Source organism: Temperatibacter marinus (assembly GCF_031598375.1).
In the GTDB taxonomy this organism is placed as follows: Bacteria; Pseudomonadota; Alphaproteobacteria; order Sphingomonadales; family Kordiimonadaceae; genus Temperatibacter; species Temperatibacter marinus.
On record NZ_CP123872.1, the window covers coordinates 474,177 to 492,747 of the forward strand.

Below are 18,571 nucleotides of genomic sequence, written 5' to 3' on the forward strand. Positions count from 1 at the left end.
GCCCAGGCTCAGGGAGGAAACGCCCACGGAGGGCATTAAAGGCATGAAGTCTACAACTCATGCCTCTTATTAATATAACTATGACTTGCAGTTAATCAAGATGGCTGCTCTATAAATCAAGAGAATCAAAGAACTTTTCTTTCAAAGCACTGTAATTGCAAATAAAATTAATTCACTAAATTTACAATTCTGCAATGAACCCCTCTTCTGAAGGGAAAGATAACACGATGGCAGATCAAGGTAGGGCCTTAAGACTCAACAAGTTGATGAATGCATTTCTCTAAGGATTGTTCCCAATTGGGCAATCTGATGCCAAACGTGTCTTCTAATTTTTGACAGTTCAAGCAACTATTTTCTGGCCGTTTGGCAGGGGTCGGATAGTCCGCAGTTGTGATTGCGGAAACTTCAGGGATTTTATTGCTCGTCTTTTGAGAATACAATGCAAAAGTCTTGCAGGCAAGACCGAACCATGTGGTATCGCCCGTACCGGCAAGATGATAGAGGCCGCTATAGCTTGACTGCCATCCGTTGTCAGTTATTTGTATTATAATTTTGAAAATAGCCTGCGCAATATCCAAAGCCGATGTAGGATTGCCTTTTTGATCAGCCACAATCCCCAGACTGTCTTTTATCTCAGCTAAGTTAAGCATGGTTTTTACAAAGTTTTTGCCAATCGCACTATAGACCCATGCTGTGCGTAGAATAATAACCTTGTCATGCGTGGCCAGTGCATCCTGCTCGCCTGCCAATTTTGAATGACCATAAATGCCTTGAGGGTTGGTTGGATCACTTTCTAAATAGCTGCCTTGCTTTTGCCCATCATATACATAATCCGTGCTGACATGGATGAAAGGTATATCCAACACTTTAGCAGCCTCAGCCATTTGCCTGACTGCATGCTGGTTAACAGCATAGGCCTTCTTTTGATCTGTTTCCGCAGTATCAACCTGTGTATAGGCTGCCGCATTGACCAAAACGCTAGGCTTCTCTGCAAGGATTGCATCAAAAACCCCTTGCTCATCAAATAGATCCACTTCTGGGCGGCCAATAGTATGACAGGCCAGACTAAAGTCAGGTGAAAGCTGATTTAAGGCTGAGGCCAGTTGACCTGTTTTTCCAACAACTAACAGTTTAGTCATTTTTCTTAACAATTCCCTGGCGCTGACGAGAGACTTCCCTGAGAGGAGACCACCACCATTCATTGTCCAAGTACCATTGGATTGTCTTCTTAATACCCGTATCAAAATTACACGCGGCCTTCCAACCCAACTCTGTTTCTAATTTGGTTGCATCAATGGCATAGCGGGCGTCATGACCAGGACGATCGGCTACAAATTCGATCAAATCTCTGCGCGGTGACTCCCCTGGAATTAATTCATCAAGAATATCACAGATGGTTGTTACGACTTCAAGGTTGGTGCGCTCATTGCGTCCGCCCACATTATATTTCTCACCCAAACGTCCTTTTGTCAGGATCAAATAGAGGGCCCTTGCATGATCATCAACATAAAGCCAATCTCTAACATTGGAGCCATCACCGTAAACCGGAAGCTTGCGCCCATCCATGGCATTCAAAATCACGAGAGGTATAAGTTTTTCAGGGAAATGATAAGGACCATAATTGTTTGAGCAATTGCTTATCACCACAGGTAAGCCATATGTTTCGCGCCATGCTAAGGCTAAGTGATCTGATGACGCTTTTGAAGCACTATACGGCGAAGAGGGGTCATAAGGTGTTTCTTCAGAAAAGAGGCCTTCTGCGCCTAGTTCACCGTAAACTTCGTCTGTGGAAACGTGAAGAAATCTAAACTGATCTTTCTTCTCACCGGAAAGCGCATCGTAGTAGCTGCGAGCAGCCTCTAACAACTTAAAAGTTCCAACGATGTTGGTCATGATAAATTCTTCAGCACCAGTTATTGATTTATCCACATGGCTTTCGGCCGCCAAGTGCATCACAGCATCAGGCTGATGCTGAGTAAAAATGCGGTTCAATTCTGCAAGGTCACAGATGTCCACTTTTTCGAAGATATAATTTTCATTATTCTCTATGACTTTGAGGCTGTCAGTATTACCGGCATAGGTCAATTTATCGACATTAATCACTGTCGCCTTGACCTCGCTCACCAAATATCTACAAACCGCCGAACCAATAAATCCAGCGCCACCGGTTACAATAATTTTCATTTATGCCTCGTCCTAAAAGTTACTTTGAATAAGCATAGGTAATAGCATATTCTCTATAAAATTAAACAAAATAAATCGAGACTAAATCTTTAATTCTGGATGCCTCTCATGAAGCTTTCGGGTCATTTCTTCTCGGCGCTCGAATAGCTCATAATAGACCGCAACTCGGTCTTTTATAAGAGCAGATTGAAGACGGTGCCCGATCGCATCCCAGGCTGACTTTGAAACAGCATGGAGTTGCTCTGGACTATTTAACAAAGCCATCAAAAGCTGAGTCCATTCTTCTTGAGACCGGGCAATGAAACCGTCAGTGCCATGATTAACTGTTTCCTGATAGATGCAAGGGGAGCCAATGAAAACTGTCGACGCATTAGAACATTCTTGAAACTTTAAATCTGTTTTACATTGTTCTGTCGGGGTCCCTTCTAGGGGAGACAGACAAATATGGCAGCGTCTCAATAAATCTTTATATTCTTGGTAACTTAGATAATTATAAAGAGTAATTTTTTCCTCATAACGTTTAAGCGCCTTGTGTAATCCTGCATTATTCACAACATGAAGATGAACATGCTCGTGAGCCATGGCAGCTTCAAGCGCAGGTATAATTAGAGAGTTTGCATTATCACGATGCAGAGCAGCAACAACAATATGAAGCTTATCAAGGGGCTTTTCTGCATAATGCTGCCGCTGATGAAGTGCATTAGGCATGAGATAAACATAAGGATGATGCTCTGATATCACATCTTTCAGTCTCTGAGTTGAAACCTGTACGGCATGTTGTGAGGTCATAGGGTGCCATGGATTTGCATGCCACATTTCTACAATCCCCTCGGGCAGCAAGCCCGGATGGTCATCCCATTCAGCAATGGTCATCCAATTGTTTGCGTAAATGCGCTGCATCATTCGGGTATAACGTTCTCTGTCGGGAGCCAATTGCCGCTGAATAATCATTAATTTATTCTCAACGCTGGTTCTTGGTATTACAGTGGGTTTAATATGGTTCTGAGCACTAATATTAGGGATGGAATTAATGGCATCTACCCAAGGTTTATACCGTGCAGTCATCATCGATTTGGCATAGACCATTTGGTGAGCATGGATGAGGGGTCTGCTTGGCTGCTTTTGCGCGACAAGGATACAATTTTCAAACTTCTGAGATAAAGCGGAATTTGCCTGGATTGTTTTTTGTCGATAAAGATGCACCCCCTGCTTCTCAAGGAATTTTTTCATGCCGTCTATATTGACGAAATGTCTAAATCTCACATCAGTTGATAAGCGCATGAGCGGTTTTTTACTGGCGCCCGCCTTTGGCTCTATAAGAAATTCAAAAAGCAGCGTTGTCTCTGCCTTTATTAAGGTCAATAGCCCTCTTATGAGTTTTTGAATCTCAACGGTAAATTCAAAAAGATGGCTTAAGATAATTGTATCGTATGAGGACAAGTCCAATGCAGAAAGGACGGCTAATAGCTCATCTTTTGACAGAATATCCTGATCATTCACATAGGCCGCAATTGAGAGACTGTCATAGACTACGGTAGGATTAAGCATCCGATAAAGAGACGCAATATCTTCTTCCTCGTGGCTAATTTCCAATACTTTTTCAGCAGTCACAGGTATTTTACTAGCGATATATTTTTTTCTTTTACTCATTGAATACCGTTCGTTTCCTATTCTACTAATTAAAAACGCTACAATTTCAGTATTTCAGAATTGCATATCAATATTTCTATTTCACAAAGTGTTTTTATTATATATGGTTAGAGACCAATTATAATGAAACTGCCCAGAGCGAAAAACAACTTACAATAAACTATAAAGGATGCAAATGTCCAAAATTTATCCAGTGGTTTTATCGGGCGGCGCAGGCACGCGGCTATGGCCCATATCACGCTCAAAATATCCGAAACAATTTCTCAAAATCGGCCAAGACGAAAGTCTATTTCAAGAATGCCTCGAACGGTTGAGAGCTTGTGACTTTTTAGAACAGGCCATCATAGTTTCTAATGAGGACCACCGATTTATCATCAGCCAACAGGCGGAAGAAATTAATTATCCCCTGCAAGATATTCTTTTAGAACCGCTTGCCAAAAATACAGCTGCTGCAATCGCCGCGGCTGTTGCACACGTTGAAACTCTCGATCCCAACGCAAAGATAATAATTTTACCTTCTGATCACTATATACAAGACGCCCCTCTATTTGCAGAAACAGTCTCTAGAGCATCACAATATGCTGACACTGATAACATCATTTGTTTTGGTATCACGCCAACATTTCCCAGCACAGGGTATGGCTATCTAAAGAAAGGCCCTCTGTTCAAAGATCGCCGTGAAGTCAATACCGTAGATAGTTTTATTGAAAAGCCTAATCAGGAAACTGCTGAAACTTTTATGGAGACCAATGATTACTTATGGAACAGTGGCATGTTTCTTTTTTCTATTTCTACATTTACAAAGGAAATTGAAAAATATGCGCCTGAGACACTGTCCCTCTGTAAAGAGTCCGTAAAGCAGGCTACTGTGGATCTTGATTTTATCCGCTTAGATTCTGCCCCTTACGAGAAACTGTCCTCCATATCAATCGATTATGCTGTCATGGAAAAGACCTCAAATATTCTCTTGATCGAAGGGAGGTTTGAATGGTCTGATGTAGGCACCTATGGGTCTTTTATGAATAAGGTAGCTCACAAAGATATAAATAATAATTTCCGTGTTGGCGATATTTTCTCCGAAAGAACATCTGAGAGTATAATTTATTCTGAAAGGCAAATTGTAAATACGCTCGGCGTAAAAGATTTAATCATCGTTTCCACAGAAGATGTTCTTCTTGTTGCGGATAGAGCCGAGGAACAGAAGGTCGGCCAGATGATTAACGCAATGTCTGATACTAAAGAAACACAGTTCCACGTCAAAGTTTTCAGGCCTTGGGGGAATTATCATTCACTTCATATGGATGACAATTACCAAGTAAAAAAAATTGAAGTTTATCCTGGTAAAAGATTGTCACTTCAAAAACATAATTTCAGAGCCGAACATTGGATCATTCTGGAAGGCAGAGCAACAATCACCATTGACGATAAAACCTTCGATCTTACAGTGAATGAATCTACATTTATTCCATCACAATCCACCCATCGCTTAGAAAATAAAACGAATGACCCTGTCATCATGATTGAAGTGCAAACAGGCACTTATTTCGGTGAAGACGATATCATTCGCCTAGAAGATGATTTCGGAAGGTTATAATATGGCAATATTGGTAACAGGCGGTGCAGGCTATATCGGTTCTCATACACTCATCGAAGTATGCGATGCCGGGGAAGACGTTATCGTCGTAGATAATTTATCCACAGGTTTTAAAGAGGCGATCGATAGCCGCGCAAAATTTTTGCAGGGCGACATTGGTGACCAAGCCTTCATGCAGCGTGTATTTGAGGATCATTCAATCGAAGCTGTCATTCACTTTGCAGGGTCAGTCATCGTGCCAGAATCTGTTGAAAACCCTTTGTTATACTACCGTAACAATACTGAAAACACACGTCAAATGATTGAGCATTGTGTCACTCATCAGGTGAAGAAATTTATCTTCTCTTCTACAGCTGCCATCTACGGCATGCCAGAGGAATGTCCTGTTGATGAAACATATCAGAGAAATCCCATTTCCCCTTACGGCCACTCAAAATCCATGTCTGAATTAATGCTCGAGGATGCGTCAAAGGCCTATGATTTTAATTTTATCGCGTTGCGCTATTTCAATGTTGCTGGCGCCGATCCTATGGGCAGAACTGGCCAGTCTACAAAAAACGCTACTCATTTGATTAAAGTAGCCTGCGAAGCGGCACTCGGTTACCGTGATGAACTGCTCATTTTTGGCAGTGATTATGACACTTCTGACGGAACTTGCATTAGAGATTACATACATGTCAGCGATCTTGCAGCAGCACATCTTTGTGCCCTCTCCGCCCTGCGCAAAACAGCACAATCAGAAATTATTAATTGCGGCTACGGCACAGGATACTCAGTTCTTGAGGTACTTTCTACGGTGAAAAAAGTATCTGGTGTTGATTTTAACACACGCTTTACTGATCGGCGTGCTGGTGATAGTCCTCAAGTGGTCGCCAAATGCTCAAAAATTCACGAGCATCTAGACTGGATTCCAAAGTATAATAACCTTTCTCTCATTGTAGAACATGCTATAGAGTGGGAAAGAAAAATCAGAAGTTCCGCCCCATAATGTTGAGATGAAAAGATACTGTTATGAAACCAATCACTTGTTTTAAAGCTTACGATTTACGCGGCAAATTAGAAGAACAACTTGATAACGATGTAGCCTACAGAGTAGGTCGTGCTTTCGGTCAATATTTAGAGGCGAAGAAAATTGTTGTTGGGTGTGATGCTCGTTCTTCCAGTGAGCCTCTCAAAAAAGCCTTAATAGAGGGCCTTCTCGATTCAGGCACAGATGTGGTGGATATCGGGCAAACAGGAACTGAAGAAGTCTATTTCGCGACATCTTTCCTTGATTGTTGTGGGGGAATTGAAGTCACTGCCTCCCATAATCCAATTGATTATAACGGGATGAAATTTGTTCGTGAAAACAGCAAGCCCATCTCGCTAGACTCCGGTCTAAAAGATATTAAAGAAATGGCTGAACAAGAAAAGTGGCCAAGCGACAAAGAGAGAGGCTCTCTGAGCGAACAATCTGTCCTTGATGACTATGTGACACATTTACTTGGTTATATCGACCATCAAAAGCTTTCACCGATGAAAATTGTTGTAGATTCTGGAAACGGAGTATCCGGTCATGTCATTGATGCCATAGAAGAGCGCTTTCAAAAAACCAATGTTCCCATTGAGTTCGTCAAAATCAACCATGAGCCTGATTCTACTTTTCCAAATGGCATCCCCAATCCCATGATAGAAGACAATCGTACAATGACCATTCAGGCAGTTATTGATAGCGGCGCTGATATAGGCATAGCGTGGGATGGTGACTTTGACCGTTGTTTTTTCTATGATGAGCAAGGAACCTTTCTCGATGGCTACTATATCGTTGGCCTTCTATCTGAAGCATTCCTTGCTAAATCGACTGAGTCTGCTGTCATTTTTGATCCGCGAACCTACTGGAACACATTAGACATCGCGGCCACAGCTGGCGGGGAAGCCGTCATGAGCAAATGCGGCCATAGCTTTATTAAAGAAAAAATGCGTGAGATTGACGCAGTGTACGGCGGAGAAATGAGCGCGCACCATTATTTTAGGGACTTTTATTATTGTGATAGTGGCATGATCCCCTGGCTTTTGATCATTGAACTTCTCTCGCAAAAGAAACAAGCATTCTCTACAGTCTTAACAGACCGGATTGAGAAATTCCCGAGTTCTGGGGAAATTAACTTCAAAGTCAATGATCCCGACCAAATCATCCAAACTATTCTTGATCATGAATACCATGAAGAATACAGTTTGAATGAATTAGATGGCATCGATCTCATCTTTAAGGAATGGCGTTTTAACTTGAGAAAATCCAATACTGAACCTGTCATTCGACTGAATATGGAAGCCAGAGGGGATCAAGATTTGCTTGAGGCTAAACTCAAGATGATCGTTGACTTGATTAAACAGTAACATGGCGGAGATAAAGAAGCATCGGACAAAGATTTTACATATCGGTTGTCGCGCTTTCCCATGCGGGACAGCAGAGGCCTTTAGTTTCCAAGAGGTTATTCATCTCTCTGGGCAAAATCTTGGGAATTTCTTTATAGGGGAAGCTGTATGCCGTCACCTTCGGCACTATTATGCAGATGAAGTTGATATTAGCTACTATAGCATCGACGATTTAAAGGCCTGTTCCCTCCATGAGCTTGATAACAAATTTGATCATATTGTTATGGCAGCATCAAATTTACTAAGGCCGAATGCTTATTTTAATATTTATGAAAAACTACTTTCAGCAACCACCTTACCCATAACTGTCATGGGGCTGGGTGCTCAAGCCGCTGAAATGTCTGATGAGATTGTGCTAACACCGACCACTGAACGGTTTGTAAAAATGGTTTCTGAGCGCAGCTATAAAATTGGTGTCCGAGGAGCTTATACAGCGTCAATCTTAGAAAAACTCTCCATTCACAACATTGAAATTACGGGTTGCCCTACTCTCTATGTGAACCGTGCAGAAGACTGTGATTTTAACATCCCAAAGGACAAACCTTTAAGGCTGGCGCTGAGCACCACACATGACAACCACGACTACCGCCAGTATGATCAGGCTTTAGATCTATACAGAAAAATGTTTAAATACCTGCTGAACGCTCACTCATACCATATACTTCAGACGCATACCATTGATGCTCAGCTTGCTGCGCACGCTACTCTTTCTCAAAACGATTTGATGGCTACCAAAAAATTATATGGATTAGACAGCTTAGAAGACGCCGACCAATTAGTTTCACTCTCCAAAGTCTTTTATACCTACCAACAGTGGTCAGACTTTCTCAAATGTCATATCGATCTTGCTTTTGGGACAAGGTTACATGGAAACTTAATGGCCATTACAAACGGCATTCCTGCTCTTTTTATTGCTCATGATACACGCTTACTGGAAATATGTGACTATTTCTCCCTTCCTCATCTCACATTAGAAGAGTTGAAGGACAAACCCCTGACAGACGCGCTTATTAGGCAAAATACTGATTTTACCGCTTTCAAAACAAAACTGGCGTCACAAAGGCCTCTCTTTGAAGACTTTTTGCAAAACTCCCTGAAGTAGCATATTCAGCACAAAAAAAGGAGGCCGAAGCCTCCTCTCCCTAGATCTGTAGTCTTTTCTTAGGTATATATAATGTGGCCGTCAGCACTCATCGAGACTAGATCAAAGTCGTCGATCTGATTTAAGGAAAGATAATTCCCATCACCGAGGTCAATCACACTACTATTATCCCCAGAGACTGCACTCAGTAAATCCGACACATTATTTATCGTATCGATTTGAGAAAAATCTAGAATATCCTCATCCTCGTTAAGACCAATTATATGATCGAATCCATTCCCTTCTGTGATGACAAAGATATCACTTGCATGATCTGCACCTGTACCAAGCATATAATGATCATCTCCAGCATCGAGGACGAATTCCACACTAGCGCCACCGCTTGTAGAGAAACTATCATCTCCGTTTCCACCGGTAACCCTATGATCAGAACCTCCGGTAATGGTGATGATATCGCCGTCAGCGCCGCCATCAACCTCAGCAGATCCTGCTGAGATTAGGAAGGTATCATGCCCTGAATCTCCATCTAACGTGTCATTGCCACTTGAAGAAACAATCAAATCATCACCTTCTCCACCAGAAAGAAAGTCATTTCCAGTGCCGCCATTCAAGGTATCAGCACCGCCAACACCGTAAATCAGGTCATTGTCAGCATTTCCGTACACAAGATCATCTCCGGAACCAGCCCACAATTCATCATCACCAGAGCCGCCGAGAACGGTGTCATTGCCGGCAGCACCGTAAACAACATCATCTCCTCCTTGAGCCACAATATAATCGTTACCTGATGCAGCACCAATGGTGTCGTCACCCCCTCCGGCCCAAACTGTATCTTGACCAGACCCTGCCCAGAGAACATCTCCGACATCTGAATCGTCAGAGCGTACTTCGCTCAGTTCAATGTCACCGTCATTGTCATCGTCGTTCCAATATCCGCTGACAATAAGATCATCGCCTTTAACGCCAAAGACAAAGTCTTTGTCAGCATCCGCACCATCATCATTAAAGACCATTCCATCAGATCGGGCTCCTGATGCGAAGATAGTGTCATCTCCTGCGCCGCCACCGATTGTATCTCTACCATGGCCCCCATTGATAAGATCAGCATCTTCATCAATACAGTTATCAGAGGCTGCAGCAGCGAAAATCACGTCATTTCCATCACCGCCGTCAACAGTATCTTCTCCGTCACCGTGACGAATAGCATCATTACCAGCACCGCCAATAATAAGATCATGACCCTCGTTACCGCGCAATACATCCATGCCATCTTCGCCCATAAGGGTATCATCCCCGTAACCACCTGTCAGGCTATCTCTACCTGAGCCACCAATGAGCATATTGGCAAGGGAATTACCGCCTAGATATTCACCGTCTGGATCTGTAACGACTGTGCGGGTCTCATCGGCATCAATGACCATGTCAACATTATGGAAGATGGTTTCTTTGCCAGAGCCTGCATCCGGGTCGATCAATTTCACGGAAAGCTCTTCCGAACTATCATCAACGAGGTTAGACGAGCTCTCAAAAGGATCATAATCAATAGTATCTAAACTACCGTCATTATCCGTATCCAACACTGTAAAGATCCCGTAAGCCCCTTCGATGGTGTCTCCGTTAGACAGGCCATCATAGGTGTCACCGTTCACTGTCACTTGATCAATGGTATAATCAAGACCCAGATCCGTCGCCGTTTGAATATGTCCGGCATCCGTCCCATCAGTGTTATAAAAGGCAAGGTCATCACTTGAATAGGTCCAGCGCGTGTCTGCACCGTCATCTGAGACCATAGTACCGGTTTCACTGTCTACGGCCTCTGACAGAACGAGGGCTTGATCCGCCTCACCAAAAGTGATCTTGCCATTGATAAATTCAATGGTTTCAATGCCTTTGATTTGATCATTCCCTTCACTGGTGATGAGGTCTGCACAGTTATCACCATCCGCCCCGCCTGATTTGATAATACTGGTCGATGTATCAAGGAAATCTTCTACTTTAAGCGTATCATCGCCTGCGCCGCCTGAGATCAAATCATCACCTGCACCGCCTGAGAGACTGTCGTCCCCGTTCCCAGCGATCAGCGTATCATTGTCTGCACCGCCGGAAAGACTGTCAGAATCAGCACCCCCAACAAGACTGTCAGCCCCTGCACCGCCGAAGAGACTATCGTCACCGTTCCCAGCGATCAGCGTATCATTGTCTGCACCGCCTGTAAGGCTGTCGTCGCCGTCGCCGCCGAAGAGACTGTCATCCCCATTACCACCAGAGAGGCTATCATCGCCAATATTACCTTCTAGGGTGTCCTCTAGACCTCCCCCAATAAGAGCACCGCCGTCTGGATCTGTTACTGTGCGGGCCTCATCGGCATCAATGACCATGTCAACATTATGGAAGATGGTTTCTTTGCCAGAGCTTGCATCCGGGTCGATCAATTTCACGGAAAGCTCTTCCGAACTATCATCAACGAGGTTAGACGAGCTCTCAAAAGGATCATAATCAATAGTATCTAAACTACCGTCATTATCCGTATCCAACACTGTAAAGATCCCGTAAGCCCCTTCGATGGTGTCTCCGTTAGACAGGCCATCATAGGTGTCACCGTTCACTGTCACTTGATCAATGGTATAATCAAGACCCAGATCCGTCGCCGTTTGAATATGTCCGGCATCCGTCCCATCAGTGTTATAAAAGGCAAGGTCATCACTTGAATAGGTCCAGCGCGTGTCTGCACCGTCATCTGAGACCATAGTACCGGTTTCACTGTCTACGGCCTCTGATAGAACCAGAGCTTGATCCGCCTCACCAAAAGTGATCTTGCCATTGATAAATTCAATGGTTTCAATGCCTTTGATTTGATCATTCCCTTCACTGGTGATGAGGTCTGCACAGTTATCACCATCCGCCCCGCCTGATTTGATAATACTGGTCGATGTATCAAGGAAATCTTCTACTTTAAGCGTATCATCGCCTGCGCCGCCTGAGATCAAATCATCACCTGCACCGCCTGAGAGACTGTCGTCCCCGTTCCCAGCGATCAGCGTATCATTGTCTGCACCGCCGGAAAGACTGTCAGAATCAGCACCCCCAACAAGACTGTCAGCGCCTGCACCGCCGAAGAGACTATCGTCACCGTTCCCAGCGATCAGCGTATCATTGTCTGCACCGCCTGTAAGGCTGTCGTCGCCGTCGCCGCCGAAGAGACTGTCATCCCCATTACCACCAGAGAGGCTATCATCGCCAATATTACCTTCTAGGGTGTCCTCTAGACCTCCCCCAATAAGAGCACCGCCGTCTGGATCTGTTACTGTGCGGGCCTCATCGGCATCAATGACCATGTCAACATTATGGAAGATGGTTTCTTTGCCAGAGCTTGCATCCGGGTCGATCAATTTCACGGAAAGCTCTTCCGAACTATCATCAACGAGGTTAGACGAGCTCTCAAAAGGATCATAATCAATAGTATCTAAACTACCGTCATTATCCGTATCCAACACTGTAAAGATCCCGTAAGCCCCTTCGATGGTGTCTCCGTTAGACAGGCCATCATAGGTGTCACCGTTCACTGTCACTTGATCAATGGTATAATCAAGACCCAGATCCGTCGCCGTTTGAATATGTCCGGCATCCGTCCCATCAGTGTTATAAAAGGCAAGGTCATCACTTGAATAGGTCCAGCGCGTGTCTGCACCGTCATCTGAGACCATAGTACCGGTTTCACTGTCTACGGCCTCTGATAGAACCAGAGCTTGATCCGCCTCACCAAAAGTGATCTTGCCATTTAAGAATTGGATAACTTCAACACTATGAATACTATCCCTCCCATCCTCTGTGATGATGTCCGCGCAATTATCTCCTGCTGATCCCCCTTTTCTCAGTATATCACTCGCGTCATCCAGTATATCATTGATAAAGAGTGTATCTAAACCGTCCCCCCCAAAAACAGTATCATCACCGCAGCCTGCGAGGATGGAATCGTCATCTGATCCCCCTGAAATATAATCATTATTGTTCCCACCAGAGAGTGTATTAGAGCCAGAGCTCTCAAATATATAATCTGTGCCAGAACCACCTTCTACTAGGTCATCACCCTGTCCAGAGCTGATCGTATCTTTTCCAGTCCCCCCATATAGAGTGTCATTTCCCGAACTGGCAGTAATTCTATCGTTACCAGCCTCACCATAAATAAGATTATCCCCAGAATTCCCACTTACGGTGTCATTTCCCTCACCCCCATAAATAGTGTCATCATGAGAACCGCCATCAAGATAATCATCGCCGTTGCCTCCATAAATTAAGTCATTATTAGCCTGACCATATATGAAGTCGCTATTGGCGCCGCCGTAGAGGCTGTCATCCCCTTCTCCCCCATTCAGATAGTCTCGCCCTTCCTGACCAAAGGCCTCATCAACACCATCATCTCCGTCAAAACGATCATCCCCTAATCCGCCGATAAAGGTATCATCCCCTTCATTTCCGGCCGCAGTATCATCGCCGTTACCACCAAGGATATGATCGTCCCCACTGCCGCCAAGAAGGCTATCATCTCCGTTACCCCCAGAAAGTGTATCGTCTAAATTGCCGCCCGCTAAAGTATCGTCTCCGCTGCCGCCAATGAGGCTGTCTTCACCATTTCCCCCTGAAATAAGATCGTCCCCCCCGCGACCACCTAAAGTATCAGGGCCATTCCCGCCGTATAGGGTATCAGCCACATCAGTACCGCCGAGACTATCTCCGGCAGGATTAGAGACAGTGAAAGTGTGAATAGGGTGATTCACCACATCAAAATTATGAAAAATTGTTTCTTTACCAGCCCCAGCATCAGCATCAAAAAATCTTATGGAAAGTTCATCTGACTCGTCTTCCAAAAGGTTGACAGCATTCTCGTCAGCATCATAGTCAATAGTATCTAACGTACCGTCTTGATCAGCATCTATAACAGTGTATGTCCCATGGGAACCTGCTATGGTATCACCGTTTGAAAGACTGTCATAACTTATGCCGTTTACATTGATTTGATCTATCGAATATTTAAGGCCTAAATCATGCGCGGTTTGCAGGTTTCCAGCATCCGAGCCATCTGAATTGTAAAAAGCGAGATCATCTTCAGTATATGTCCAACGTAGGTCTTGCGCCGATTCTGAGATAAGATTCCCTGTTTCGCTGTCTATACAACTGGAAACAACAAAGGCTTGATCGGCCTCTCCAAAATTAAGGGCCCCATTTGAAAACTCGATTGTTTCAATGTTAGAAATTTTATCTAGACCATAATCAGTATCAAGATCAACACAGTTGTCTCCTGATGCTCCCCCCTTTTTGGTCAGAACACTATTTGAATCTAAGACATCTGCGACTGTAATGGTATCTTCACCATCGCCCCCGTCAATAAAATCGTCCCCATTACTTGCATAGATGAAATCGTAATTGGCCTCTGCATAAACAGTATCTGCGCCGTCGCCCCCATTTATGGTATCGCTTCCTTCACCGCCGAAAATATGATCATCGCCGGCATCACCAGATAACGTATCACTGCCACCGCCCCCTAGGAGTTCATCGTCATTATTTCCTCCGACAAGAGTATCGTCCCCATTGCCCCCGTTAAGTGTATCATTACCATCACCCCCTTCTAATAAATCCTGACCATCTAAGCCAGTTAAGCTATCATCCCCTCCATACCCACGGAGGTGATCATTCGATAAGCCACCTGTGATGTCATTATTGCCATTAGTACCGAACATACTCACCATTTATTTTACTCCAAACCAGACTTACTCAATACGAATTGGGTTTGAAGCAGACCTATTCATAGTCCCAATCTAACAAACCCATAACCCCCGCAGTAATGAGTATCTTTAGAGTTTCATTTATAAAAGTTCGATTTTTTTACCTATATTAGATAGTAATTTACCTATCTAAGGATAATTCTAGATATTCTGATGAGGTGTATATGCCGCCTATTCTTAACTTATATTGTGAGTCTCAATCTATAGACAAGTCAAAGGGTAATGCTTTGGGATATATGACTTAGAGCTATCTAAAATGCTTAAATCTAAATCTAACCAGCAAGGCTGGGTATTTCTGGAAGGGCGCGTTAGTTAATCATTCATTTATAGTAAAAAAAATTCCCTGGGTCTGAACAGCCCTGTTTTTAAATGCTTTTTATGTTTAAAGCGTCGGTCTATTTCTTGGGCGATTCGGCGGAATCTGCATAAACCATTCCGAACTGAATATCATTAAGTACAAAAAAAGGAGGCCGAAGCCTCCTAATTTTAAATCGTTTATTCTAATGGTATTAGAATGTGATCTGGTCGTTGATGCTCATTGAGATCAAGTCTGATTCATCGATATCGTTCAACAGTACATAGTTACCGTCGCCGAGATCAATCACAGCATTGTCGTTTCCAGATGTAGCGTCAAGAAGATCAGCAAGGCTGTTAATGCTATCGATTGAAGAGAAGTCTAGGACATCTTCATCAGCATTGAAGCCTGTAACTTCATCAACACCACTGTCTTCAATGAAGACAAATGTATCAACACCGTGATCACCTTTAGTTCCAAGTGTGTAGGTGTCGTTACCAGCATCTGTTGTGAAGGTAGCTGTACCACCACCAGATGTTGTGAACGTATCGGCACCAGCGCCACCAGTTACTGTGTGGTCATCACCACCAGTGATGTTGATTGTATCATCATTAGCACCGCCGTCGATGTCAGAAGTACCTGCAGATACATTGAATGTATCATCACCAGCACCACCATCAAGGTCGTCGTTACCGCTAGATGAATTGATCTCATCATCACCTTCGCCACCAGAAACAACGTCATTTCCAGCACCACCGTCTAGAGTATCGTCACCGGCATCACCGTCGACAGTATCCATGCCTGCACCGCCGTCGATGTCATCATTCGCCGCGCCACCAGAAACATCATCGTTTCCTGTACCTGCGTCGATTGAGTCAGCACCTTCGCCGCCCCAGATTTCATCGATACCAGAACCACCAGTAATAGTGTCAGCACCTGTACCACCAACAATGGTATCATCGCCTGAACCACCATCGATTGTGTCAGCACCTGCACCACCGTCTAGGTCGTCGTTGCCAGCACCACCAAGGAGGGTGTCAGCGCCTTCGCCACCAGAAAGTGAATCACCACCGTCGTTACCTTCGATGTCGTCGTTACCAGCGCCGCCACTTACAGTGTCATCACCAGAACCGCCGAGGACTTCGTCGTTACCGTCGCCGCCCATGATATCGTCGTTACCGCCGTTACCTTCGATGTAATCATCACATGATCCACCGTCGATTACGTCGCCACCAGCGTTACCGTAAAGCGAGTCAGCACCTTCTAGACCGTTGATAGTATCATTACCATCACCACCGATTACAGAGTCAGCGCCTGTACCAGCCCAGATCTCATCGTCACCGTCGCCACCATAAACTGTATCTGCACCAGCAGCAGCGTAAACTACATCGTTACCGCCTTGAGCATATACGAGGTCATCATTGGCACCAGCACCGATTGTATCATCGCCGCCACCAGCATAGACTGTGTCATCACCGTCACCGGCCCATAGTACATCACCAGCATCTGTTGCGTTTGAGCGCACTTCAGATAGTTCAACGTCTTGCTCGCCGTTGTTATCATCATCGTTCCAGTAACCACCAACGAGTAGATCGTCACCTTCAGCGCCAAAGATAAAGTCTTTTTCACCGTCGTTGCCAGCATCTTGGAATTGGTCGCCATTAGCACCAGAAGCAAAGATAGTATCGTTACCATCACCACCACCGATAGTGTCTTTACCGTCACCACCGTTGATAAGGTCAGCGTCTTCGTCAACACAGTTATCAGATGAAGCAGCAGCAAAGATCACATCATCGCCGTCACCGCCATCAACTGTATCAGCACCGTCACCGTGACGGATAGCATCGTTACCTGCACCACCATTAATAACGTCATCACCTTCGTTACCACGAAGAACGTCATTACCAGCACCACCTGTCATTGTATCCGCAGCAGCACCACCTGTTAGAGTGTCATCGCCAGCATCACCAACAAGGCTATCTGCGCTATCGCCGCCTTCAAGTGCACCACCAGTTGAATCTAGAACAACTTGTGTCGTATCAGCGTCGATTAGAACATCAACATTGTGGAAGATTGTCGACTGAGCAGGATCCGCATCGTTATTAGAGAAACGAATTGAAAGTTCTTCAGTTTGGTCTGAAGACAAGTTCACTGCATCCGCATCTGTGTTGTACCAGATAGAATCAAGTGTACCATCTTTGTCATCATCACGAACTGTGAATGTACCATGCTCACCGGCGATTGTATCACCACAAGAAAGACTATCGTATGTTGTACCGTTCACAATGACCTGATCGATGTTATAAGAATAACCAAGATCGTCTGCTGTTGCTACATCATTACCGGCCTGACCATCAGTGTTAAAGAACGCAAGTTCTGAACCTGAGTAATCCCAAGCAATGTCAGCACCATCAGTAGATACATAATTACCTGTAGAATCGTCATAATCGCCATCTGTTTCAGCAACAAAATCCTGATTACCTTCACCGAAGTTGATTGTAACGTTTGTAAACTCAATGCTATCAACGTTACCAATTGTATCTGTACCTTCAGATGTGGTTAGGTCATAACAGTTAAAGTTACTAGCACCACCATTTGGTGTTAGATCGGCATTTGAATTGAATACGTCTGCAACTGTAAGCGTATCATCACCAGCGCCACCGTAGATTTCATCATCTCCAGCACCACCCATAAGGTCGTCATTACCGTCACCACCGAGAATGGTATCATCACAACCACCACCAGAGATCGTATCGTTATTCCAACCACCGACAAGACTATCTGCACCAGCGCCGCCAGTGATAGAGTCATCACCGTTACCGCCTGAGATCGTATCATCGCCGCCCATACCTGACAGAACGTCATCATCATTGCCGCCGAAGATGTTATCTGCACATGCACTACCAGTAATGGTGTCATTGTCGTCGTTACCATAGGCTGTGTCGCCGTCAGCACCACCAGAGAGAGTGATTGTATCATCACCTGCACCGCCGGCCGCAATGTTAGAGCCTGTACCAGCACCAGTAGTCAGACTATCGTCGCCTGCGCCACCGATAAGTGTATCGTCGCCGTCGCCGCCCATGATTGTATCATCATCTGTATTACCAAGGAGCTGGTCATCGCCGGCACCGCCGTCAATGTAATCAGCACCAGAGCCACCATCTACAGTGTCATTATCTTTACCGCCGCGCACTGTATCAGCACCTGCACCAGCTTCGATATTATCAGTTCCACTACCACCGATTAGGGTATCAGCACCCCCACCGCCAGATAGTACATCATTACCGCCGCTACCGTTTAGGGTATCGTCGCCAGAACTACCGAGCAGGGTATCATTGCCACTTGTTCCAAATAAATCAGCCATCTATTTTTCCTCCTAAGAAAGCTATCTTAAATTTTTCTTGGGTGGAGTTAGATTGAGACACATGTCCAAACCAACAAACCCAACAGGTAGAAATTCAATAAATAAAGTTCATAAAAAAGCCGCAAGAATACGACGGAAACCATCATATTCTATATAATACTATATTCAAGCGTATTTTCTCACTTTC

The 18,571-nt window shown here is 44.5% G+C and carries 9 protein-coding genes; 4 read left to right on the plus strand and 5 right to left on the minus strand.

What is annotated here, in order from left to right; all coding sequences use genetic code 11:
* Positions 1-248: 248 nt before the first annotated feature.
* From rfbD to QGN29_RS02220, 3 genes are all read right to left on the minus strand, one after another.
* A complete protein-coding gene (rfbD, locus tag QGN29_RS02210; protein WP_310799029.1) occupies positions 249-1,139 on the minus strand; it encodes a dTDP-4-dehydrorhamnose reductase in 891 nt (296 codons plus the stop codon).
* On the minus strand, positions 1,132-2,184 hold the full coding sequence (rfbB, locus tag QGN29_RS02215; RefSeq protein WP_310799030.1) for a dTDP-glucose 4,6-dehydratase: 1,053 nt from the start codon (positions 2,182-2,184) through the stop codon (positions 1,132-1,134). Before rfbB ends, rfbD begins: the two co-directional genes overlap by 8 nt.
* An 81-nt stretch (positions 2,185-2,265) precedes the next feature.
* Positions 2,266-3,834: a glycosyltransferase gene (locus QGN29_RS02220; RefSeq protein ID WP_310799031.1), complete on the minus strand. Its 1,569-nt coding sequence runs from the start codon at positions 3,832-3,834 to the stop codon at positions 2,266-2,268.
* 175 nt (positions 3,835-4,009) lie between these two features.
* On the opposite strand from QGN29_RS02220, the gene QGN29_RS02225 reads away from it, so the two are divergent.
* Genes QGN29_RS02225 through QGN29_RS02240 form a run of 4 tightly spaced genes read left to right on the plus strand, consistent with a single transcriptional unit; the run spans position 4,010 to position 8,945 of the window.
* A complete protein-coding gene (locus QGN29_RS02225; RefSeq protein WP_310799032.1) occupies positions 4,010-5,428 on the plus strand; it encodes a mannose-1-phosphate guanylyltransferase/mannose-6-phosphate isomerase in 1,419 nt (472 codons plus the stop codon).
* 1 nt (position 5,429) lies between these two features.
* On the plus strand, positions 5,430-6,416 hold the full coding sequence (gene galE, locus QGN29_RS02230; RefSeq protein WP_310799033.1) for a UDP-glucose 4-epimerase GalE: 987 nt from the start codon (positions 5,430-5,432) through the stop codon (positions 6,414-6,416).
* Between the two features lie 23 nt (positions 6,417-6,439).
* On the plus strand, positions 6,440-7,804 hold the full coding sequence (locus tag QGN29_RS02235) for a phosphohexomutase domain-containing protein (protein ID WP_310799034.1): 1,365 nt from the start codon (positions 6,440-6,442) through the stop codon (positions 7,802-7,804).
* Position 7,805: 1 nt separating this feature from the next.
* Entirely contained in the window at positions 7,806-8,945 is a 1,140-nt protein-coding gene (locus tag QGN29_RS02240) for a polysaccharide pyruvyl transferase family protein (RefSeq protein WP_310799035.1), read from the plus strand.
* A 59-nt stretch (positions 8,946-9,004) separates the two neighbouring features.
* Here the strand turns inward: QGN29_RS02240 and QGN29_RS02245 are convergent, their stop codons facing one another.
* On the minus strand, positions 9,005-14,689 hold the full coding sequence (locus tag QGN29_RS02245) for a calcium-binding protein (RefSeq protein WP_310799036.1): 5,685 nt from the start codon (positions 14,687-14,689) through the stop codon (positions 9,005-9,007).
* 545 nt (positions 14,690-15,234) lie between these two features.
* Positions 15,235-18,384, minus strand: a complete 3,150-nt coding sequence (locus tag QGN29_RS02250) for a calcium-binding protein (protein ID WP_310799037.1) — start codon at positions 18,382-18,384, stop codon at positions 15,235-15,237.
* Positions 18,385-18,571: the final 187 nt, after the last annotated feature.